21 protein-coding genes are annotated in these 22,892 nt (G+C 44.8%); 9 read left to right on the forward strand and 12 right to left on the reverse strand.

What is annotated here, in order from left to right:
- The first annotated feature begins 82 nt into the window (after window positions 1-82).
- Entirely contained in the window at window positions 83-1,273 is a 1,191-nt protein-coding gene (gene prpF, locus ACPUEY_RS00760; protein ID WP_425120777.1) for a 2-methylaconitate cis-trans isomerase PrpF, read from the forward strand.
- 218 nt (window positions 1,274-1,491) lie between these two features.
- Window positions 1,492-2,400 (forward strand): polyprenyl synthetase family protein, encoded by a 909-nt coding sequence (locus ACPUEY_RS00765; RefSeq protein WP_425120778.1) that lies wholly within the window; start codon window positions 1,492-1,494, stop codon window positions 2,398-2,400.
- An 81-nt stretch (window positions 2,401-2,481) separates the two neighbouring features.
- Here ACPUEY_RS00765 and putP read toward each other — a convergent pair whose 3' ends face one another.
- The 5 genes from putP to ACPUEY_RS00790 form a co-directional block, all read right to left on the reverse strand.
- The gene (gene putP, locus ACPUEY_RS00770; protein ID WP_425120779.1) at window positions 2,482-3,972 is read right to left on the reverse strand and encodes a sodium/proline symporter PutP; all 1,491 of its coding nucleotides are present in this window, start codon (window positions 3,970-3,972) and stop codon (window positions 2,482-2,484) included.
- Between the two features lie 181 nt (window positions 3,973-4,153).
- Window positions 4,154-5,008, reverse strand: coding sequence for an SPFH domain-containing protein (locus ACPUEY_RS00775; RefSeq protein ID WP_092819778.1), 855 nt, complete (start codon window positions 5,006-5,008; stop codon window positions 4,154-4,156).
- 14 nt (window positions 5,009-5,022) lie between these two features.
- On the reverse strand, window positions 5,023-5,496 hold the full coding sequence (locus ACPUEY_RS00780; RefSeq protein WP_092819777.1) for an NfeD family protein: 474 nt from the start codon (window positions 5,494-5,496) through the stop codon (window positions 5,023-5,025).
- Between the two features lie 98 nt (window positions 5,497-5,594).
- Window positions 5,595-6,512 (reverse strand): patatin-like phospholipase family protein, encoded by a 918-nt coding sequence (locus tag ACPUEY_RS00785; protein WP_425120780.1) that lies wholly within the window; start codon window positions 6,510-6,512, stop codon window positions 5,595-5,597.
- 63 nt (window positions 6,513-6,575) lie between these two features.
- Window positions 6,576-7,202 carry a 1-acyl-sn-glycerol-3-phosphate acyltransferase gene (locus ACPUEY_RS00790; protein WP_425120781.1) on the reverse strand — a complete coding sequence of 209 codons (627 nt, stop codon included), beginning with the start codon at window positions 7,200-7,202 and terminating at the stop codon, window positions 6,576-6,578.
- A gap of 146 nt (window positions 7,203-7,348) precedes the next feature.
- Here ACPUEY_RS00790 and ACPUEY_RS00795 point away from each other — a divergent pair, with 146 nt between their 5' ends.
- From ACPUEY_RS00795 to ACPUEY_RS00815, 5 genes are all read left to right on the forward strand, one after another.
- Window positions 7,349-8,608 (forward strand): MFS transporter, encoded by a 1,260-nt coding sequence (locus ACPUEY_RS00795; RefSeq protein WP_425120782.1) that lies wholly within the window; start codon window positions 7,349-7,351, stop codon window positions 8,606-8,608.
- A 118-nt stretch (window positions 8,609-8,726) separates the two neighbouring features.
- Entirely contained in the window at window positions 8,727-9,836 is a 1,110-nt protein-coding gene (locus ACPUEY_RS00800; RefSeq protein ID WP_425120783.1) for a porin, read from the forward strand.
- Window positions 9,837-9,963: 127 nt separating this feature from the next.
- On the forward strand, window positions 9,964-11,631 hold the full coding sequence (locus ACPUEY_RS00805) for a phosphoethanolamine transferase (protein ID WP_425120784.1): 1,668 nt from the start codon (window positions 9,964-9,966) through the stop codon (window positions 11,629-11,631).
- 9 nt (window positions 11,632-11,640) lie between these two features.
- Entirely contained in the window at window positions 11,641-12,318 is a 678-nt protein-coding gene (locus ACPUEY_RS00810) for a response regulator transcription factor (protein WP_425120785.1), read from the forward strand.
- A gap of 39 nt (window positions 12,319-12,357) precedes the next feature.
- Entirely contained in the window at window positions 12,358-13,668 is a 1,311-nt protein-coding gene (locus ACPUEY_RS00815) for an ATP-binding protein (RefSeq protein ID WP_425120786.1), read from the forward strand.
- Window positions 13,669-13,699: 31 nt separating this feature from the next.
- Here the strand turns inward: ACPUEY_RS00815 and ACPUEY_RS00820 are convergent, their stop codons facing one another.
- Window positions 13,700-14,404 (reverse strand): phosphatase PAP2 family protein, encoded by a 705-nt coding sequence (locus tag ACPUEY_RS00820; RefSeq protein WP_425120793.1) that lies wholly within the window; start codon window positions 14,402-14,404, stop codon window positions 13,700-13,702.
- A gap of 206 nt (window positions 14,405-14,610) precedes the next feature.
- Between ACPUEY_RS00820 and ACPUEY_RS00825 the strand changes: the two genes are divergently transcribed.
- Entirely contained in the window at window positions 14,611-15,294 is a 684-nt protein-coding gene (locus tag ACPUEY_RS00825) for an HAD family hydrolase (protein WP_425120787.1), read from the forward strand.
- A gap of 110 nt (window positions 15,295-15,404) precedes the next feature.
- On the opposite strand, the gene ACPUEY_RS00830 is transcribed toward ACPUEY_RS00825, so the two are convergent.
- The 6 genes from ACPUEY_RS00830 to ACPUEY_RS00855 all read right to left on the reverse strand — a co-directional run bounded on the left by ACPUEY_RS00830 (window position 15,405) and on the right by ACPUEY_RS00855 (window position 21,222).
- The gene (locus ACPUEY_RS00830; protein ID WP_425120788.1) at window positions 15,405-16,592 is read right to left on the reverse strand and encodes an ammonium transporter; all 1,188 of its coding nucleotides are present in this window, start codon (window positions 16,590-16,592) and stop codon (window positions 15,405-15,407) included.
- A gap of 437 nt (window positions 16,593-17,029) precedes the next feature.
- Window positions 17,030-17,755 (reverse strand): amino acid ABC transporter ATP-binding protein, encoded by a 726-nt coding sequence (locus ACPUEY_RS00835; RefSeq protein WP_171458688.1) that lies wholly within the window; start codon window positions 17,753-17,755, stop codon window positions 17,030-17,032.
- A 14-nt stretch (window positions 17,756-17,769) separates the two neighbouring features.
- On the reverse strand, window positions 17,770-18,453 hold the full coding sequence (locus ACPUEY_RS00840; protein ID WP_092819765.1) for an ABC transporter permease subunit: 684 nt from the start codon (window positions 18,451-18,453) through the stop codon (window positions 17,770-17,772).
- Window positions 18,453-19,196, reverse strand: coding sequence for an amino acid ABC transporter permease (locus tag ACPUEY_RS00845; protein WP_131274109.1), 744 nt, complete (start codon window positions 19,194-19,196; stop codon window positions 18,453-18,455). The genes ACPUEY_RS00840 and ACPUEY_RS00845 overlap by 1 nt, the downstream gene beginning before the upstream one ends.
- A gap of 71 nt (window positions 19,197-19,267) precedes the next feature.
- Window positions 19,268-20,209, reverse strand: a complete 942-nt coding sequence (locus ACPUEY_RS00850) for a transporter substrate-binding domain-containing protein (protein WP_131274108.1) — start codon at window positions 20,207-20,209, stop codon at window positions 19,268-19,270.
- 335 nt (window positions 20,210-20,544) lie between these two features.
- On the reverse strand, window positions 20,545-21,222 hold the full coding sequence (locus tag ACPUEY_RS00855) for a YetF domain-containing protein (protein WP_425120789.1): 678 nt from the start codon (window positions 21,220-21,222) through the stop codon (window positions 20,545-20,547).
- 257 nt (window positions 21,223-21,479) lie between these two features.
- On the opposite strand from ACPUEY_RS00855, the gene ACPUEY_RS00860 reads away from it, so the two are divergent.
- Complete coding sequence (locus ACPUEY_RS00860; protein WP_425120790.1) at window positions 21,480-22,505, forward strand: molecular chaperone DnaJ; 1,026 nt, start codon at window positions 21,480-21,482, stop codon at window positions 22,503-22,505.
- Window positions 22,506-22,892 lie beyond the last annotated feature (387 nt).

Below are 22,892 nucleotides of genomic sequence, written 5' to 3' on the forward strand. Positions count from 1 at the left end.
ATTTCATCAAAAAATCGCTATGATACTTTTTAGCATTTTGCTGAAGATGTACAACAATGATAAATGAAAGGATAAAAGAGAAATGAGTTTTGCTCCACAAATCAAGATTCCAGCAACCTATATGCGTGGCGGTACCAGTAAAGGTGTGTTCTTCAAACTGGATGACTTGCCGCAAGCTGCACAGCAGGCTGGAAAAGTGCGTGATCAGTTATTGCTGCGAGTAATTGGAAGTCCTGATCCATACGGCAAGCAGATTGATGGTATGGGTGGAGCAACTTCAAGTACCAGTAAAACCGTGATTTTGGCTAAAAGTACCCAGCCAGATCATGATGTCGATTATTTATTTGGACAGGTTTCGATTGATCAGCCTTTTGTGGACTGGAGCGGCAACTGCGGTAACTTGACGGCTGCAGTCGGCTCATTTGCCATTTCCAACGGCTTGGTAAATGCAGAACGTATTCCTGAAAATGGCATTTGTACCGTTCGTATCTGGCAAGCCAATATTCAAAAAACCATTATTGCCCATGTGCCGATCACCAACGGACAGGTACAGGAAACCGGTGATTTTGAACTGGATGGGGTGACTTTCCCGGCAGCTGAAGTTGCAATTGAATTTCTGGACCCGGCTGATGATGGTGAAGAGGGCGGAGCCATGTTCCCGACGGGGAATGTCGTGGATACCCTGGAAGTGCCGGAAATCGGAACTTTCCAGGCGACCTTTATTAATGCCGGTATTCCGACCATCTTCTTGAATGCTGAAGATATTGGCTATGAGGGCAGTGAATTACAGGATGCCATTAATGGCGATGCCCAAGCTCTGGCACGTTTTGAAACCATCCGCGCTTATGGCGCCAAACAGATGGGACTGATTCAGGACATTTCCGAAGCGGAAAAGCGCCAACATACCCCGAAAATTGCCTTTGTATCGAAACCTAAAGCCTACACATCTTCAAGCGGTAAAGACATTCAAACCACTGATGTCGATTTGCTGGTTCGCGCCTTGTCGATGGGCAAACTGCATCATGCCATGATGGGCACGGCTGCAGTGGCGATCGGTACGGCTGCCGCGATTCCTGGAACCCTGGTCAATCTGGCAGCAGGTGGCGGAGTACGTGAAGCGGTACGCTTCGGGCATCCATCTGGTACTTTAAGAGTCGGTGCACAAGCTGTTCAGGAAAATGGACAATGGGTAGTCAAAAAAGCGGTCATGAGCCGCAGTGCACGGGTACTGATGGAAGGCTGGGTTCGAATTCCGGAAGATAGCTTGAAATAGCAAACAAGATAGAGAATCTTGCGAGAAAGCAGTATCATGCTGCTTGTCATTGATCAATAAGTTAGCCTGGTTCAAGCTTAAACGATGATGACGGTTCAATTCTCATGTAGATGAGGAATCGCAAGTTCTCTGTCGAAGGTGACAAGAGCGTTGTATATTAGATCGGGGCATTTTTAATTTTCCCGATCTATTCCCAAAGCAAAGTATTCGAGGCGAATGTGTCATCTTTAACTGACGTGCAAGCAAATGCATTAACTCAAGCACAGCAACGTATTCAACAAGATTTATTAACGGCATTAGACGCATTTTCCATACCGGAGCCGCTTAAAGGGGCTGTGTATCATGCGGTCATGCTGGGCGGAAAACGGGTACGTCCTGCACTTTGTTATGCCACCGCTGCTTTAAAACCGAATGCAAATTTTGCTGCCGTACGCCGTGCTGCAGTCGCCATTGAAATGATTCACTGTTATTCACTGGCCCACGATGATTTACCCTGTATGGATAATGATTCCTTGCGTCGTGGTCAACCGACCTGTCATGTCGCTTTTGGGGAAGATACGGCATTACTGGCAGGGGATATCTTGCAGTCGATGGCCTTTGAAATCTTGGGTAGCCGTCTGTTTGACCAGGGCCCGGCAGTTGCTCCGGCCATTGTTTTAAAACAGATGCAAATTCTGGCGACTGCCAGCTCGAAAATGGTCTGTGGTCAGGTGCTGGATTTACAGGCTGAAGGCAAGCAGGTGAATCAGGATGCGTTGGAAACTATTCACCGTAATAAAACCGGCGCCCTGATTTCTGCAGCCGTTATGATGGCAGCCGTAACTATATTTGAAGGTACAGATCCTGCCATTCCTAAACTGCGTGAATATGCGCAAGCGATTGGACTGGCCTTCCAGGTGCAGGATGACATTCTGGATATTATTTCCGATACGGCAGTACTGGGGAAAACTGCGGGCAAGGATGAGCAAGTGGATAAATCGACTTATCCTGCACTCATGGGGCTGGAAAAAGCTCAAGCCTATGCCAAGGAGCTGCATGATCAAGCCTTTAATGCTTTGGAGATGTTTGCTGAAGATGCAGCTGAACTGAACCAGATTTCAGAATTTTTATTGGCGCGTAAAAGTTAAAAATAATGTAAATTCATCAAAATTGAATCAAAAAAAGAGGACTTAAAGTCTTCTTTTTTTTACGCGCTTAGACTGTAAAAATTATTTAGATGCTTTATACAGGCGGTCACCTTCATCGAAACGGGTGGTCACTTCAGCAGAAGGGGCTTTACCCAGCAGGCTGACCACGACAATGGCAATGATTGAAGCAATGAAGCCCGGAATAATTTCATAAACACCGGTATCGCCCAACAGGTTTTTCCATAGAATGACCACCACGGCTCCGACCAGCATACCGGCAAGTGCGCCATTTAAAGTCATACGACGCCAGAACAAGGACAGAATAATCAGTGGACCAAAAGCCGCACCAAAGCCCGCCCAGGCATAAGCCACCAAACCTAAGACCTTGGATTCAGGGTTTCCAGCCATCCAGATGGCAAGCAGGGCAATCAGTAACACCATGAGACGGCCAATCCAGACCAGTTCGGTTTGCGATGCGTTTTTACGCAGGAAGGATTTGTAAAAATCTTCGGTTAGCGTACTTGAGCAGACCAGTAACTGACAGCTCAGGGTACTCATCACTGCCGCTAAAATGGCCGCAAGCACAATGCCTGCTACCCAAGGATTGAACAGGATTTTGGTCAGCTCCATAAATACGGTTTCAGGATTGGCCGTTACCGCACCTGCAAGTTCCGGATGCTGCTGGAAGTAGGCAATCCCGAAGAAACCTGCCGCCACTGCACCACCCAGACATAAAGTCATCCAGGCCATACCAATACGGCGTGCATTGGGAATGGATTTCACCGAATCTGCAGCCATAAAACGCACCAGAATATGCGGTTGACCAAAATAACCCAAGCCCCAGGCAAGCAGGGACATAATCGCCACAAAGCTTAAATCCCCCATGACATTCATGGCTTGTGGACGTGCTGCCTCAAGTGCCAAGGTTATTTGAGACAGGTCCGAGAAACTCAAAATGGTCACAATAGGGGTGAGTAACAAGGCAAAAATCATCAATGTCGCCTGAATGGTATCGGTCCAGCTGACCGCCAGGAAGCCTCCAATAAAAACATAACTGATGGTGGCAATCGCACTGATCCAAAGCGCCGTGCTATAGGACAGGTCAAACATGTTTTCAAACAGGCGTGCACCGGCCACCATGCCTGAAGCACAGTAAATAGCAAAGAAAATCAAAATGATGAAAGCGGATGCCACTCGCAAGATTTTCTTCTGGTCGTTAAAACGGTTGGAAAAATAGTCCGGCAAGGTCAGGGCATTGTGCTGCACTTCGGTGTGTACACGTAACCGTCCGGCAACCAGCAGCCAGTTAAGCCATGCACCAATAATCAGGCCAATGGCAATCCACATTTCAGATAAACCTGAAAGATAAATTGCGCCAGGAAGGCCCATCAGCAGCCAGCCACTCATGTCTGAAGCACCGGCAGAGAGCGCCGTCACGAAACTACCTAAACGACGACCTCCCAAAATGTAATCAGAGAAATTGGCTGTCGCGCGATAAGCCAGAAGGCCAATCGCGACCATGGCGACAATATAAAAAAGAAAGGTAATTAAGGTCGGATTCAGGGAGCTCATACGGTATCCATTTACACGGTGGACAGTAGATCGAAACACAGGCTTTTAAAGAACAAGCACAAATAATTTCAAAAAAATAACGCGAAATTTAACCATAGATTAAAAAAAATTGCAGATTTTTTCGTGGCGGAAATAAAAATAGACAGCCTTTGCTGTCTATTTTTCAAGTCAAAAGAATAGGTTACTGATTGCGTCCCATCACTCCACGGATGGTATGCAGGATGTCGGCAGGCAACACCACAGTTTTGGCATTATTGGACTTCGACATGTCCTGCATGGCTTTGACATACTGTTCACCGAGCAAATAAGCGACCGGAATTTCTTTATCGCCGACTGCTGAAGTGACCATCTCAATGGCTTTTTGTGAGGCTTCAGCCAGGACAACTTGTGCTTCTGCATCACGGCGTGAAGCTTCCAGGCGGCCATCGGCTTCTAAAATGGCCGCCTGTTTTTCACCATCTGCCTTGGTCACGGTAGCGCGACGCTGACGCTCGGCAGCCGCTTGGGCTTCCATAGCTGCCTGCATGGTCGAGGACGGCTGAATATCCTGAATTTCCACGGTTTTCAGGGTAATGCCCCAATCCGAAATATCATCGGAAATGGCGGCTTTCAGTTTGGCTTTAATGTGATCACGTGAAGACAGCGCATCATCCAGATCCATTTCACCGACAATAGAACGCAGTGAAGTTTGCACCAGGTTCTGAATGGCCCAGGTATAGTTTTCAATACCGTAAACCGCTTTTTCCGGGGTGGTGATATTAATGTAGGCCACTGCATTCATCAGCAGTACCGCATTGTCACGGGTAATCACTTCCTGCGAAGGAATATCCAGCACAATATCTTTGGTGGTGACTTTATAAGCCACTTCATCAATATAGGGAATCACAAAGCTCAGGCCGGGAGCCAGAGTGGTATGGTATTTACCCAGACGTTGCACAATCCACTTATAACCCTGCGGGACAATGCGCACCCCTTTAAAAATGGTCACCCCGGCAAAAACCAGCAGCGCCAAAACAATAATTGTTCCACCAGACATGTTATTTCCTCAGTTTATATATTTTCGTTATTGGGATTATGGGGTTTAACCACCAGATCATTACCCGAAATTTCGACCACACGAACCCGGTCTCCAACGTGTACCGGCGCTAAAGTACGGCAATTCCATTCATCTGAACCCAACACAGGCATTGGAAAACGTACCGTAATCAGGTCATGTTGCAAATGGATTTGAATCACCATGCCGACCTGACCGATCGTGGCTTCACGGGATAATCCGGCTTTGGTTTTATCAATGGAAAGTGGTTTGATAAACTTGAACCACAACAAGGTGCATAGCACAGACAGGATAATCCAGGTGACAATCTGGGTAGTGAAACCCATCATCGGAAACATCCAGTATAAAACCCCGACCATAATGGCACCGATACCAAACCATAAGGCAGCAAAAGCGGGCAGGGCCAATTCGGAGAGCATGAGTAAAATACCCAATACAAACCAGTGCCAAGGTTCCAGAACAAATTCCATACATCTACTCGTGTATTGTAAAAATTGATATAGACGACTAACTGTCTATATCAATTTAGCAGATGAATAAGTCTTTGAATATTAAAAAAGCATAAATTTTAAATTCTGGATTTTGGCGCAGGTCTAAACGCTGCGGGTGACTTTTTAAAATCGCTAATCGCCTTATCAATCGAGATAATTTTCAGCTGGGCCGCTTTTTCGCCTTCCAGAATGGATTCATGACTGGCTTTTAAATCCAGCGTGCCTAAATGTCCCACTTTAGGCTGAATGATTACATGGGCCTGATTCAGTTCTTCATTAATGCTTTGCTGACCCATAATATTGATGGTCTGGTCCAGCAGCCCCCACATGTTCATCGGTTTATTGCCGGCCGGACGTGCCGAAATATCCACGGCAATGACAATATCGGCCCCCATGGCCTTTGCGGTTTTCACCGGAATCGGACTGACCAGCCCCCCATCGACATACTGTTTCCCGCCAATGGTGGCAGGAACAAACACATTCGGGATACTGCAGGAAGCACGCACGGCCTGACCGGCATTGCCTTTAATAAATTCAGCTTTAGTGCCGGTGTCCAGACGGGTTGCAACAGCGGCAAAGCGAATCGGAAATTGTTCAATCGGTTTATTGGCAATGTGCTTGTTCACGTAATTCTGTAATTTCTGACCCTGCACCACACCTTGGCTGTTGAAGGTTAAATCACGGATATCTGATTCTTTTAACGTCAGTGCAATTTGCTGTAGTTGATAGGGTGTTTTACCACTGGCATAAATGCTGCCGACAAAACTGCCTGCACTGGTCCCGGTCACGATTTTCGGTTTAATGCCATGCGACTCTAAAACTTTCAGCACCCCGATATGGGCAAATCCTTTGGCGCCGCCCCCCCCGAGCGCAATGGCAACCACAGGTTCACGGGCCTTGATGGTTGTGGTTTGCGGTGGGGTTTTGGTGGTTTTATCACAGCCAACCAGGCTCAGCCCAAGTAAGCCAATACAGGAATAGTGTGCAAGTTTCATGGTTGAAATTGAACATCAAATAGACAAGGTTGCACACATCACAGCAAATAATTTTATGTTTGGCTAGTTGTTTTTTAAACGATTTTGTAAAGGCTTGGCTAACCAGTCCGGATTTTTGGGAGAAAATTTTCCGGTATAGTGATCCAGAATTTGTTCTACATCCTGTTCATAATTTCCTGTAGGCTGAAACACGCCCAGGCAGTGTATCGCCTTGTTTTTATAATCCAGTGAAAACATCACAATCGGGATATGGGCACCCACGGCAATGCGGTAAAAACCACTTCTAAACGATTCAGCCTGTTTGCGCGTTCCTTCCGGTGCCATACCGACCCAGATCTGCTGTTGCGTATTGATGAAGTCGATAATTTGCTGAGTCGTGCCTTGCTGGATACTGCGATTGACCGGAATCACCCCAATCCATTCCAGTAAGGGTTTTAACGGGGTGTTGAATAAGGTGTGTTTGCCAAAAACTGTGATCTTGATACCCAGCCCAAGCAGTGCTGCAAAACCATGCCAGGCATCAATATTCGAGGTATGTGGAGAAATAATGGCGACCGCTTTCGGCAGGTTGGGAAAATCACCTTCAAAACTCCAGCCTTGAGCCAGAAATAATTTTTTGAAAATATTTCGGCTTAAGTGACCACTACGGGCAGGCACTTGATCGGGCAAGGTCGGAAAGTGTTGAGTCATGGTGCTGTATGTAATTTCCCGGCAAATCTATAGACTTTTAAATATGTTAAGCTTTTGTAAAATAAGATTCATTGGCAAAATGTAAAGCATCATTCAGCTTGCCTGATCAAAATAGTCAATCCGGTTTTTGACCCTAAGGGCACACTATGCCGAGTACACGTAACATCTATCTCTTGTTGTTCTCTTTATATTGGGCCCAAGGTTTACCCGTCGGTTTTATGACCCATGCTTTACCGGTGATTTTACGTGCCCAAGGGGTATCGCTGGCACATATTGGCGGTTTTGGCTTATTGATGTTGCCCTGGTCGATTAAAATTTTCTGGGCGCCCTGGGTTGACCGTTTTGGCCATTACCGTAGCTGGATTATTCCGACCCAGTTGTTGAGTGTGCTGGTACTGGCTGGCTTGTCTTTCCTGCCGATTCAGGCTTTAAACCAGCCTGAGTATTTACTGGTCTTTTTTATTGCCTTACTGAGCATGAATCTGGTCGGTGCCACCCAGGATATTGCCACCGATGGCTTGGCGGTCAATTTGCTGAACAGTCAGCAGCAACATTGGGGCAATACCTTTCAGGTCATTGGCTCCCGACTGGGCTTTATTGTCGGTGGAGGGACCATTCTATGGGCACTGGACTGGCTGGACTGGCAAAGCACATTTTTAATCTTGGCGGGACTGGTGCTGCTGAATACTTTACCCATTTTATGGCTGAAAGAACCGCAACAATTAAAACATACGCCGTCCCGAGTTAAAGCAGAAACGTTTCGCTGGCAAAAAATAAAAGATTATCTGGCTTATTTTTATCAAGAGCAAAGTCTTGCTGCATGGCTTGCAGTCCTTATCACCTTTAAGATTGCCGATGGTTTAGCCGGGCCTTTGCTGAAACCCTTAATGGTCGATTTAGGACTGACATTTTCCCAGATTGGCATTTATGTGACCATGCTGGGCGCTGTGGCTGCGCTCATCGGTGCAGGGCTGGCAGGGTTCAGCCTGAAGTATGTTTCCCGTGAACATGCCTTAGTCGGGTTTTCTATTTTGAAAATTTTCAGTCTGGCTGCCTATGCTTGGCTAGCCGTTCAATATGAGGCACAAGGTCCTATTGAAACCTGGCTGATCTATCTGATTAATGCCGCTGAGGACATGATTTCCGCCATGCTGTTGGTGGTGATGCTGACTCTGGTCATGCAATACAGCCGCAAACATTTGGCAGGAACAGATTTCACTTTTCAGGTGGCGTTGATGGCCACCGTGAGCGGGGGGCTGTATAGCCTAAGCGGGATTTTTGCCGATCGTTTAGGCTATGGAAATTATCTCATCATTATTACTTTGATTGCGATTTTATGCTTGTGGGCAATTTTCCGATGGATAAAATATTTTAAACAATGTAATAAAAACTTAACAAATCAATAATTTGACTGTTTGATAAGGCTAAATTATTAAAAATTATATATAAATATAAAATTAATGATTTTGTAACATAAAACCTTTGTGTATTATTTGTTACAAAATAAACCAATGGACTATTGAAATGAAAACCAAATTAGCAGCAGCGATTGCTTTAAGCCTACTGGCAGCACCAACTTTTGCAGCGCCAACTCTTTATGGGGAAATTGATGCAAGTATTGATTACTTGCCAGAAGACAATGCCAATACTTCGGATAAAGATGTAGTAGAAGTCAGTTCTAACAGCTCTTTCATTGGTTTAAAAGGTGAAGAAAAACTGTCTGAACGTTTAAATGCAGTTTATGCGATTGAGTGGGCATTTAACGCAGATGGCGAAGGTACGGACTGGTCGCAACGTAACCGTTTTGTCGGTTTAAAAGATGCTCAGCTCGGTACTTTAAAAGTGGGTGCACATGATACTCCGCTTAAACAGCTTTCAAGCCCAGTTGATACATTCAATAACTATGTAGCAAACAAGGCTGATGTTACAGGGATTATGACTGGCGAAGCCCGTATATCGAATGCGGTTATTTATGAGTCTCCGGCAATTGCCTTGCCTACAGGTGCCATTAAAGTAAATGCATTATTGGCTTCTGGCGAAGATTCAGGCATTGCGAAAGGTAATGGCACCTCTAAAACTGCTGGTCGTGGTTTAGGTGACGCATGGTCTGCATCTGTAGTCTATGACAGTCCAGTGGTTGTGGCTGGTATTGCATATGACAAAGCAATTCCAAGTAATTTTGCTGGTGTAGGTTTTTTAAATACAAAGCAAAGTGAATTGGGTGATAGAACTTCTATTTTTGCTGCAGCGAATACACTTCGTGCGATTGGCCGTGTAAATATTGATGGTGGTTTGGCATTAAAAGCACTTTATCAAACTTCTGAAGTAGAAGATGCAGCCGGCAATGAGCTAGCCGCAGCAGATATTGATGATTCACAAGGCTGGTTGTTGGGTGCAGAATATAATCTGCCGACAGCTAAGGCTTGGACAGTAAAAGCGCAATATAGCCAAAATACAACCAGCTTTAAATCAGCAAAATCAGATTTTGATGCGCAACAGATTTTTGTCGGTGCCGACTATGCATTTAACAAACAGGTGAAAGCTTATGGTTATGTAGGTTACTTGACTCTTGAACAAGGTGATCTTGAAACCAAACAACCTGTAGTGGGTACAGGATTGGAATATAAATTCTAATCTGTCAGTTGTTGTATTCTAAAAGGCGATGTTTAACATCGCCTTTTTTATTACTTTTTTTATATTAAGTGAATTTTAAGTTTGGTATTTTAGATTAAGGCATCAGTAAAAAGATTAGCCCAAAGTCATGTCAAATATCATCAGTCCCATACGCGATAAGATAAAGCCGATTTCATTAAGCCAGTTTAATGTGTTGCTGGCGATCTGGCTGGGCGCGATTTTAAATTTTGCATTTTTTCAGAAAATCCAGAGTTTGACTCCCTACCAGGGTCCGAAAGCCTATCTGTTTTTAATGGCAACGGTACTGGTGATTGTGGCTGCCTATAACCTGATTTTTCAGCTGATTCAGTGGAAATGGAATGCCAAAATATTTGCTTCCATCTTTTTGGTGGTGGGTGGTTTTACCGCCTATTTTGTCAATAGTCTTGGTGTAGTCATTTCCCCCGAACAAATTCAAAACATGATGCAAACCGATGCCCGTGAGGTCGGCGATTTACTGTCTCTACAGTTTGTATTGTGGACAGCTACTTTTGTTGTGTTTCCTCTCCTTTTTATCAGTCTGATTCGGATTAAAGCTGAATCTTTGCCTCGAAAAATCATTAAAAAGCTATTGAGTGGCGTTGCTTCGTTGCTGCTGGTCGGTGGGCTATTATTTCTTTTTTATGTTGATTATGCTGCAATTTTTCGGGAACATCGTGATTTGAAAGGCATGATTTCTCCACAAAATGCCATCGCATCGACCCTATCGTATTACCACAAATCTGCACCTAAAAAGAATTTGCCTTTAATTCAGTATGGGGAAGATGCTCATTTGCTTCAGCCAGTCAATGAGCAGGCTAAACCGAAGCTCATGGTGTTGGTGGTGGGTGAAACAGCCCGTGCAGAAAGTTTTTCATTGAATGGCTATGCCAAAAATACTAATCCTGAACTCTCTAAACTGGACATTATCAATTTCAGTCAGGTGAGTTCATGCGGTACTGCAACCGCCGTGTCGGTACCCTGCATGTTCTCTGGCATGCCGCGTGAAGATTATGACGAACAGCTGGCCAGTCACCGTGAAGGACTGCTCGATATCGCACAGCGTGCCGGCTATAAAGTGACCTGGATGGATAATAACTCGGGTTGTAAAGGTGCCTGTGACCGGGTTGAACAGTATCAGATTCCGCAACAGCTCAAAGATAAATGGTGTGTGAAAGATGGGGACTGTTATGATGAAATTCTAGTGGACAGTTTAAAAAGCTATCTGGCTGCAATTCCTGAAACCGACAAGACCCCACGTTTAATTGTCCTGCATCAGATGGGCAGTCACGGACCTGCTTATTATCAGCGTTCCAAAGCACCCTTCCAGCCTTTTAAGCCGAGTTGCGATAGCAATGCAATTCAAGGTTGCAGCCGTACAGAATTGTTGAATAGTTATGATAATTCGATTGTATATACCGACCATGTTTTGAGTTCGCTCATTCAGGTGTTAAAAGGCAATAGTGCTTATCAAACCGGATTCTGGTATCTGTCCGATCATGGTGAATCGACAGGAGAACATGGCTTGTATTTACATGGTTCACCTTATGCGATTGCACCGACCCAACAAACCCATGTTCCCATGCTGATGTGGTTTTCTCCTGAATGGACTGCACAAAATTCTGCGCAAATCACTTGCTTAGCCCAGCAAAAAAGCAAAGAATTAAGTCAGGATAATTTGTTCCCGAGTCTGTTAAGTTTACTGGATGTGAAAACCCAAACCATTGATGAACAAAAAAATATGTTGCAGCACTGTCAGTCAACAAAGAAGGTATGAGTTTAAAGCATGATTAAAATATTGATCATTGAAGATGATTTCATGATTGCTGAATCCAGCATGACTTTGCTGAAATATCAGCAATTTGATGTGGAATGGGTCAACAACGGAATTGACGGTTTAAAAAAACTCATACAGGAAAAGTTTGATATCGTCCTGCTCGATCTGGGCCTGCCGATGATGGATGGCATGCAGGTGCTGAAACAGATTCGCCAGCAGTGGCCCGCTTTGCCTGTACTGATTATTTCAGCACGGGATCAACTGCAAAACCGGGTGGATGGATTGAACAGCGGGGCAGATGACTATCTGATCAAGCCCTATGAGTTTGATGAACTGTTGGCCCGTATCCATGCTTTGTTACGTCGTAGCGGGGCAGAGTCTGCGCTGCAGGACAACCCGCAAATTTTAAGTTATGGCGAACTCACGCTGGATGTTGAACAGCACATTGCCAAGTTCAAGGGGCAATATATTGACCTGTCCAATCGTGAATGGGCAATTCTGATTCCCTTGGTCAGTCATCCGAACAAGATATTTTCTAAAGCCAATCTAGAAGATAAATTGTATGATCTGGATAGCGAAGTCAGCAGCAATACCATTGAAGTGTATGTGCATCATTTACGTGCCAAACTCGGTAAAGATTTCATTTGCACCATTCGCGGCTTAGGTTATCGACTGGGACAATTATAAATCAGACAACCATAAAATCAGCTAGAAGGTCAGCCACTGGTGCAGTCACAGTATTCATTAAAAAAACGTCTGATTATTTATGTTTCGGTTTTTAGTATTGCCCTGGGCTGCTTGCTGATTTTTTCTGCTTACCGCATTGCACTACAAGAAATTAATGAAGTCTTAGATGCGCAGATGCAGAATCTGGCAGAACGCGTCGCGCAGCATGATCCTGAACCGGTGCAAAGCCAGTTTGATCAGGCTAAGCATTATCATGAAGAAGACCTGTTTGTCGATGTCTGGTCTTATGCAAATGCAGAACATAAAACCCATGCCCTGAATTTGTTGGTGCATCCTGTGAAAAAAGCAGGATTTTATACCCATAAAACGGCACAGGGGGTTTGGCATACTTACATTTTGCCTTTAGAGCATTATCAGATTCAGGTGAGCCAGCAGCAATCGACACGGCAGCATTTGGCCCTGGAACTTGCCGGCAGTATGTTTATTCCTTATTTACTGTTCATGCCCTTTATCATCTGGGGACTGAGCTGGATTATTAGCCGCAGCCTGCAGCCTCTGGATGATTTTAAAGCAGAATTGGCACAACGTGGTTCGGAAGAGTTAAGTCCCATTGAGTCGAATACTTATCCCCTAGAAATTGTACCGACCATTATGGAAATGAATCATCTGTTTGAACGGATTTTCTCTGCACAGCAGGAACAGCGGCAGTTTATTGCCGATGCAGCACATGAGCTGCGCACGCCTATCACTGCATTAAATTTACAGATGCAGATTCTGTTAAAGCAGTTTCCAGATGCTCAGGAACTACAGAATCTCAGCAAAGGATTAATCCGGATTCAGCATTTGGTCAGCCAGCTGCTTAGTCTGGCAAAACAGGATGCTTCAATTCTGGAGGTCGAAACCAAACAGCAGTTTTTACTGAATCAGGTCGCAGTAAATTGCGTAGAACAGCTCGTTCATCTGGCCATGCAAAAAGAAATTGACTTGGGTATGGAACGTCAGGAAGACGTACTGCTGCATTGCCAGGAATCCGCGGTACATTCCATTATTTATAACCTGATTGATAACGCGATTAAATACACGCCCAATCAGGGGGTGATTAATGTGTCGGTATTTGAGCAGGCAGGTTTTGCCATGATTCAGGTCGAAGACAGTGGACCCGGAATTTCTCCCGAACTGTATGAGCAAATCCTTAAGCGTTTTTATCGTGTCCATCATCACCTGGAAATAGGCAGTGGTCTGGGGCTGTCTATTGTGGATAAAGCCACAGAACGACTCGGCGGCAAGCTTTCATTTTCCAGGAGTGCAAGCCTGGGTGGCTTGCAGGTTAATGTGCAATTGCCACTCTAGCAGATCACTTTTCTCAGATGGGTGTGAGCAGTTAAACTTTCTCGGCTGCTTTATCCATGCTTTGGCCTGGTGCAAATCTTTGATAATTGAGTAGATAAAAACTCACGTTAACGAGCCAGATAATCCATGCGGTCCATAAATTATGGCTGAGAAAATGTGCCCCGCGCATCATTTGCGCCCAGCCCATGGCAAAACCTAAAATAAGCCCCGAAACCAGAAAAAAATAGGCCCGCTTTTTATCGGAAAGCCTGAATACAAAAAAACCCGCCATCAGTGCAAAGCCGGTAGATGCATGTCCGCCCGGGAAACAGTGGCCTTTGGTGGCAGAAAAATCCCAGAAAAACCCTTGATGGGTCGGAATGGTGATATTCCAGGGGCAGGCATGGGCAGACTGCGATTTTAACAGGCCAATAATCGAGGTGGACAGGATGACCAGCCCAAAGAAATAACCATAGGTCCAGCGTAAAGCTTTGACTTTCTCAAACTTGAACGATGCCAGCCAGATCATTAAAAAGCCGACATATACTGCAATAATCAGATTTTTGACATAACGATGGTTCAGTTCAGCTAAATACCAATTGTCACGTAACAGGAATTTCCCGGATTCACTGACCCAGGGATGAATCAGCGCAAGATCCAGCGCGCCCCCGATCGGAAAGAAAACCAAAAGCAGGCAGAAACTGATGATGAGAAAACAGCCCTGATAGAGCATGAAGCGTTGCTGATCGTGCATAATAAAGATCAATTGATTTTAGTGCTGCGATTACAGCAATAAAAACTTAATCCAGACTTAAGCGCGCTTGAATCGGTGGGGAAAATCGCTGCAAAGGTATCGGGTTAAGTATGATGTTGGATTAAATGCTGATAAGCATATTCAGGAAAGAGCATAATGATATAAAGCTTCAATGCTACATTATCGGCAAGATTTGTATAGGTATTCAAATGACTATTCGTGCTGTTTTATTCGACCTGGATAATACCTTAACCCATCGTGATCAAAGTATTCTGGCGTATAGCCAATATCTGGCACAGACCTATCAGCACCAGTTACAGCATGATGCAACTGGCCAAATTCAGGCGATTATCCGTCGTATTGATAATGGCGGTTACCCGAAAAAAGAATTGCTCACCCATCCCAGTATTGCCGCGTCTGTGGCTTATGCCTTGCAGCAGGAATTAACATGGAAAAGCATACCTGAACTGGATGAGCTGACCCAGTTTTGGTTTCAGCAATTTGGCTTATCCGCAGTGGCCATGCAGGGGGCCGGTCAGCTCTTAACTGAATTAAAACAACAAGGTTATCAGCTGGCTGTTGTTTCTAATGGTGGTCATGCCACCCGTTTAACCATTTTACAGGGTTTGGGTCTTAGTCATTATTTTGACGCAATCGTCAGTTCGGAACGGGTCGGCATCAGTAAACCGAATCCGGAAATTTTTCTCTATACCAGCCAGAAGTTGGCCGTTGCACCAGAACATTGCCTTTTTGTGGGCGATCACCCAGTGAATGATGTGCAAGGGGCAACCCGTGCCGGAATGAATGCCTTATGGCTACAGGGTTTTCATGACGTTCAAGATCAGCCCATAAATCGCATTCAAAGTCTGGCGGAAATTAAGCAGTTTTTATAATCACTCTCACGCATTTATTGGGTCTGGCTAAAGCCCCCAGATAGAAAAAGAAAAAAAAGCGACTTTTTAAAGTCGCTATTAAAATCATGATTCATTTTAAACCATCAGCTTTAAAAAATGGTTTCTTCTGAATTGGCAGAAATTTTATGAATGGATAAATCGGCACCACGGAATTCGTCTTCCTGTGATAAACGGATGCCCATGATGGCTTTCAGCGAACCGTAAACCACAAGACCGCCTGCAAGTGCAACAGAGATTGCGATTAAGGTCCCGATGATTTGCGAAATCATGGATACACTGCCTAAACCGCCGAGCCATTGCTGTCCGAAAATTCCGACCGCCAGACCGCCAAAGGTGCCGCATATGCCGTGTAATGGCCACACACCAAGCACATCATCCACTTTCAGTTTGTTTTGGGTGTAAGTGAACAGTTTGACAAAAATGATTCCGGCAATGCCGCCAATAATCAGTGCACCGACTGGGTGAACCACATCCGAACCTGCACAGATGGCAACCAGACCGGCCAAAGGACCATTGTGCAGGAAGCCCGGGTCATTCTTGCCCATGAAGTTGGCTGCAATGGTACCACCGACCATCGCCATCAGTGAGTTAATCGCAACCAGCCCAGAAATGGCATCCAGACGTTGTGCACTCATCACGTTAAAACCGAACCAGCCGACAATTAAAATCCATGAGCCAAGTGCCAGAAACGGAATGGAAGATGGCGGGTGTGCGCTGACGCGACCATCTTTTTTATAACGGCCATAACGCGCACCCAGTAAAATTACAGCCACCAGTGCAATCCAGCCGCCCATGGCATGCACCACCACAGAACCGGCAAAATCATGGAAAGCTGCACCAAAGGTTTTTGTTAGCCAGCCTTGTAATCCCAAGTTGCCATTCCAGGCAATGCCTTCAAAAAATGGGTAGACCAAGGCAACCAGTAATAAAGTGGCAATGGCTTGGGAACGCATTTTGGCCCGTTCAGCAATACCGCCGGAAATAATGGCAGGAATGGCAGCAGCAAAGGTCAGCAGAAAGAAGCAGCGCATCAGGTTATAGCCATGATCTGCGGCTAAGGTTGCCCCGATGTGGAAAAAATGTTCCCCATAAGCAATATAGTAGCCGACAAAAAAGTAGGCGATGGCAGAGATGGAAAAATCTGTCAAAATTTTACTCAGGGCATTGACCTGATTTTTATGTCGTACAGTGCCCAGTTCCAGGAATGCAAAACCTGCATGCATGGCTAAAACTAAAACCGCACCAAGAAGGAGAAAGAGTAAATCTATATTTTGCATTTTATGGCTCCATTTTAGTGCTTAAAATCACAAAAAGAAGATCAGTATAACCATGTGATTGTTTTCGTGAAGATGGTCGAAATGGGGAAATTTTGATTAAGGCGGAGAAAAAAAACACAAGACTCGATATAAAGCAATCACTTGCTGAAAAGCAAGGAGTCTGCACTGGTATGGTGCAACATTATTTAATTTAAATTATAAATAAACATATGATAATTGAATAAAATTTAAGAATTTTAAAGAAAGTATTTTTAAAGAGTTTTTATAGCACTGAATAGTGGCAAGTTTAGCCCGATAAAAATTTAAGTGCGCGCATTGCTCATTATGAACAAGAAATGAAAAAATATTTAAAGCTGGGCTGATTTGGTTCAGTTTTAGGAGTTGATCATAAAAAAACCAAGCCGCAGCCGTAGGGCTTGGTTAAATTGCACACTATTTTAGTGCAAGATTTTATTCAGGAACTGCTGAGCGCGATCACCGCGTTGGGTGTTAAAGAATTCATCCTTGGTGCAATCCTCAACAATTTTCCCCTGATCCATAAAGATCACCCGGTTAGCCACCTGACGGGCGAAACCCATTTCGTGGGTCACGCACATCATGGTCATGCCTTCTTTGGCCAGTTCGACCATTACATCCAACACTTCATTAATCATTTCAGGGTCGAGTGCTGAAGTGGGCTCATCAAACAGCATCGCAATCGGGTCCATGCTCAAGGCACGGGCAATCGCAACGCGCTGTTGCTGACCGCCGGAAAGCTGCGCAGGAAATTTAGAAGCATGTGCGCTGAGGCCAACACGGTCTAAATAAGCCAGCCCTTTTTTCTTGGCTTCGGCTTCAGAACGCCCCAATACTTTGACTTGGGCAATGGTCAGGTTTTCGGTAATGCTCAAATGCGGGAACAACTCAAAATGCTGGAACACCATACCCACACGGCTGCGCAGTTTGGTCAGGTCGGTTTTGGGGTCCTTGATGGAAATCCCGTCCACAATGATATTGCCTTGCTGGAACGGTTCCAGTCCATTCACGGTTTTAATCAGGGTTGATTTACCTGAACCTGAAGGCCCGCACACCACCACCACTTCACCTTGGTGAATCTGGGTGGTGCAGTCGGTCAATACCTGAAAATCTTTGTACCATTTACTGACATTCTGCAGGTCAATCATCACTTTACCATCAGTCATACAGTTAACTTCCTTTGTAATTTTTTAACGGCATAGGTCGCGATCATACTCACAGTGAAGTACACCAAACCTGCAAATAAAATGTATTGGGTCAATAGCGACATCAGGTCGCCACGGACATAGTTGGTTCGGAAAAAGTCCAGCAAACCAATAGCATAAACCATGGTGGAATCCTGAAACAGGATAATGGTCTGTTGTAACAGCAGCGGTGTCATTTTACGGAAGGCCTGCGGCAGAATGATCAGCCGCATGGACTGGCCGTAACTCATGCCAAGGGCATAGGCGGCTGCGGTCTGACCTTTAGGAATGGATTGAATTCCGGCCCGGACAATTTCCGAAAAGTATGCCGCTTCAAACAGCATAAAGGCCACGATACTCGACACCAAGGCGGTATCAATGGTCAGGTAATTTCCCGTGACTGCGGTATAGATAAACGGCACCGCAAAATAGAACCACATCAGTACCAACAGCAAAGGTATGGAGCGAAACAGATTGACATAGCCTTGCGCAAATAAATTCAGGACTTTAAAGGAAGATAAACGCATTAAAGCCAGCAGGGTACCAATCAAAATACCGCCGATGGTGGCACTGAACACCACTTTCAAGGTAATGCTCAGACCATGCCACAAGGCAGGAGCAGACAGTTGTAAGTCATTTAAAAATGCAGTGAGCCATTCCATTATTTATCTCCTGCAATCAGACCGGGAACACGTAAGCGTTTTTCCAGCATATTCATTGCCTGAATTAAACAGAAGTTAATCACAATGAAGATGATGGTCACATAGGTATAAATTTCGATGGTGTTCTGGGTATATTCACTGATGGTTTTCATCTGGGAAATAATTTCTGCCACACCGACCAGGGATGCAACCGAAGTATTTTTGACACAGTTGGTCAGCTCGGAACTCAGTGGCGGTAAAATCATGCGGAAGGATTGCGGCAAAATGACATAACGGTAAAGCTGAGCGGTCGTAAAGCCCATGGCATAACCGGCATTCACCTGGCCTACCGGCAAGGCTTCAATACCGGTACGCACCTGTTCACAGACCCGTGCTGCGGTAAATAGTCCCAAACCGACACTGGCTGAAATTAGGGCCGTGGTATTGGCACCCAGATCATTCATCCACCATAATTTAATCGGCGCGGGTAAAAAGTTGGGAACCACATAAAACCAGATAAACAATTGAATGAGCAGGGGAACATTACGAAACAGGGTGACATAAGCAGTACCTATACCCCGTGCGGTTTTACTGGGCAATGTGCGCATGATACCCAGTATGCTGCCCAGAACCATGGCAATGCTCCAGGCCACAATGGCAATCACCAGCAGCCAGCCCAGCCCGGTCACAATCCAGTTCAGGTAGGTCGTGTCACCTACACCGGTAGACTGTAATAAAACTCCCCAGTTCCAACTATAATTCATAGTAACTCCTGAGTAGCATCAGGCAAAAAAGTCCTTTTTCTGCCTGATGGATAAAGTTGTTGTTCTAATGCTTATTGGTCACGATCATGCGGATTGCTGATTAAAGCCTTCAACTGATCGGACATCTGGAAGTTCAGATTAATATTTTTCGGTGGAATCGGCTGCTGGAACCATTTTTCATACATCTTGTTGATTTCACCAGAGCTATAGGTGGCTTTAATGGCGTCATCCACCACCTGTTTAAAGCCGGTATCGCCTTTACGCAGCATACAGCCGTAAATTTCATGGATGGGTGCAGTTCCGACAATTTCCCATTTATTCGGGTCAGCCGCCTTGGATTTCTCACCGGCAAGCAAGATGTCATCCATCATAAAAGCCGCCGCACGGCCATTTTGCAGCATCAGGAAAGATTCTGCATGGTCTTTGGCCGAAATGATTTCGCCAATGCCCAATTCCTGCTGATGCTGGCGGATATAGCGTTCCGATGTCGTCCCCGCTGTGGTGACCAGTTTTTTACCTTTCAGGTCGGCAAAATCTTTCACTCCGGAATCTTTTGCCGTCAGCAAACGGGAGCCGACTTCAAAGAAACCGACCGAGAAATCAACCTGTTGCTGACGTTCCTTGTTATTGGTGGTTGAGCCACATTCCAGATCTACCGTACCGTTTGATACCAGCGGAATCCGGTTTTGGCTGGTCACCAGGTTATAGCGAATTTTTAAATCCGGCATGTTCAGCTTTTTCTTCACCGCTTCTACAACTTTTAACTGTAAATCGTGTGCATAGCCCACCGGCTGATTTGGATTATCGGCAATATAGGAGAATGGAATGGAAGAGTCGCGATAGCCCAGCACAATGGTGCCAGACTTTTTAATTTTATCCAGCGTACCTGAAGCAGAGGCATCTCCACCGGCAGGCTTTTCAGAGGATGGAGCTTTATTGTCACTACACGCACTCAGACCGAGCATGAGTGTGCTTGCGCAAAGTAAAGAGGTGATATTACGTTTATATGTCATGTATAAAACTCCTTTTTATATCCTTATCATCAAGTGCCAAGTTGCCCATAGAAAGCCACTTATTTTTTTATGCAAAAGATGTTTTCTTTTCTGTCTATAAGTACATCAGTTTTCATCTTAAGCGAGTTTTGAAGGATTGCTCAAGCAAATTTTTTTACCGTTTTGTTACCAATAAATGACTATGAAATAAATGTTTTTTTGGTCAAAGCCTCTTAACACTGAGCCTTAACTGCAGCAGGAAACATGCCAGCTAGAATATGAGTTTTACGGCTTCGACTAAAGTTCTACTCGCTAAATTTGAATAAAAGATAAAAAGAACTTGAGGGCGTTCCGGATTATCTGAGCATCTGTTCCTTGATAGCCTTGGCCCAGCGGCAACAGCCACAGCGCGGGCAGGACTGCTCGGGCTGGTCAGGATGATCAACATAGCCACAGTACATGCAGGCATAATAAGTGTTTGGTTGTATCTGGGTAATTTGCTGATATTGCTTGGGAAACAGCGGCAAGCCATAACGGATGTCCTCAGGGCGAAAAAGCAGGATACTAAATTTACCATCGCTTTCGAGCAGCCCGGCACGCACCTGACCCAGATGCTCAATGCCTTGCTGGCGCATTTCGGCAAAGAACTCGTCGTGTGACATTTTCCCGCGCTTGATTTTCTCCAGTACCAATACACCATCTTCTACAATGTACAGCGATTTGCCTTCCAGTAAATCTTCAAAGGGTTGGTATTTCATCATCAGCCAGGTGGTCAGGCGGTACATCATGATGATGACGCTCATGATCAGCAGTGCCTGAATTAAGGGCAAGTCTTCGGTAAACATCGGGTCGCCGGCAATCGAGCCGAGGGACAAAATAATGGTCAGTTCAAACACCGAAAGCTGCCGGACTCCGCGTTTCCCGGTCAGGCGTAAAAACAGAATAATCATGATAAACATACACACACAGCGCACCACAATTTCGGCGGCAAATTCCCAGTTGGTGTCGTGTATGAAAATACTGGCCCAATCCATGTGTGCTTCCTTTCTCTGCTTTATTCATCATTCTTTTATACTATGCACGAGTAGAGCAGGAGGTATCTTTATATTTTCGGTAAAGAACTGCAATTATTTTAGTGACTTAGTTAATTCAAAAAATTACCTGATCTGAAGCCATGTAATGCTAAGGCTTACTTGCTGAGTATTTTGCCGTGCTTCAGTTTTACCGAAATGAGCCAAAAAATACATTCACATAAATCAGGTATAATTTTTCTTTTTCTTCTATCTTCCCTATGTCTTTTGCGCTGAAAACCACGCCACAAATGGTACTTGAAGTCTCACCACAGCATCAGAAGCTGAATCGTTTAATTGATGAGATTGAACAGCAGAAACAGTTATTGCTTGCATGGCAACATGCCAAAGATGAGATTCGTGCCTATAGCCAAAAAGCTCTGATGCCTGCATATCGAGATTTATACAGTACGCTGTATGAGCAGATGCAGACCTTATGGAATAGCCTAAGTCTTTATGGTTTAAGTAAGTCAGACACTGCTGTGGTGGAAGATAAAATTCAGACTTTAGTGCGTTTGCTACAAGGTTCGCATTTGCTCAGTCAAAAGCAGATTGATGAAGTCGAGAAGCTGCATGCGTACTATGTGCAGGCGAGTGAATACTCAAAGAAGAAAAAGAAAGTTAAAGATCAAGGTGCTGAGCCTGAAAATGAGGGCTTTGATGCCGTTGATGAGTATGAAGATTGGAACAGTGACCAATATCAACAGGCACGTGAGCAAGCCAAACTCAAACGTCAGCAGGATAAACAAGCGCAAGCTGAAAAATTAGTGAATCAATCCTTAAAAACGGTGTATTTAAAAATTGCTTCGATCATTCACCCTGACCGTGAGCCAGATGAATCGAAGAAAGCAGAAAAGACTGAGCTTTTGCAACGTGCCAATGAAGCCTATGAACAGGAAGATTTATTCTTTTTACTCAAACTTCAGCTTGAAGTGGAGCAAAGCAAGCATGGTGCGAATAAAGGTTTAAGCACGGAGCAAGTGAAGTTTTACCAACAGGCCTTAGAAGCGCAAAGTCAATCATTAAAAAGCCAAATTCAGGAACTGATTGATTCACTCGTTTGGTCAAATAAAGCCAAAATTGCGGTACAAAAGTCGAAAGGGCAACTGAATATTGAGCAGTTGTATAAGCAGATTGATGCGGATGTGTCTGCGGTAAAGCAGCAGCTTAAGGCGGAAAAGCAACGACTTGGTTTTATGAGGAAAGAGAGTGGGTTGGAGATGTTGTTGGAGCATCAAGTTTTATGATTTACCTCTTTAGCCTCACCTCTCCCCTTGCGCAGCAGTGCTGCTCATCTCCTGAAAGGAGAGGGAAAAATCCATTACATAGCAGATTCAAGCTGTAAATTTGGTTATGGTAACTGGTATAAAATTTAATAATAAGAATTAGATTCGCAATGAACGTTCCCTCTCCCTATGGGCATAGGTATCTACACAAATCCCGAGCTTTGCGTTAAATTGAAGAGCATGCTCTTCAATTTAACATCTCCGGTCTGGATCAGCGTCTGATTAAACGCTATAACAGCCTTGTAAAGCTCAATATGAATCCTCTTGCTTCACTTGCTCCCGCAATCAAAGACCTGGCTTCTGCCCAAAGGTCGAGTTTCGCAACCACACAGGCCGTCTGGCGATTCC

The sequence above is a fragment of the Acinetobacter sp. G11 genome, from assembly GCF_049808495.1.
In the GTDB taxonomy this organism is placed as follows: Bacteria; Pseudomonadota; Gammaproteobacteria; order Pseudomonadales; family Moraxellaceae; genus Acinetobacter; species Acinetobacter kookii.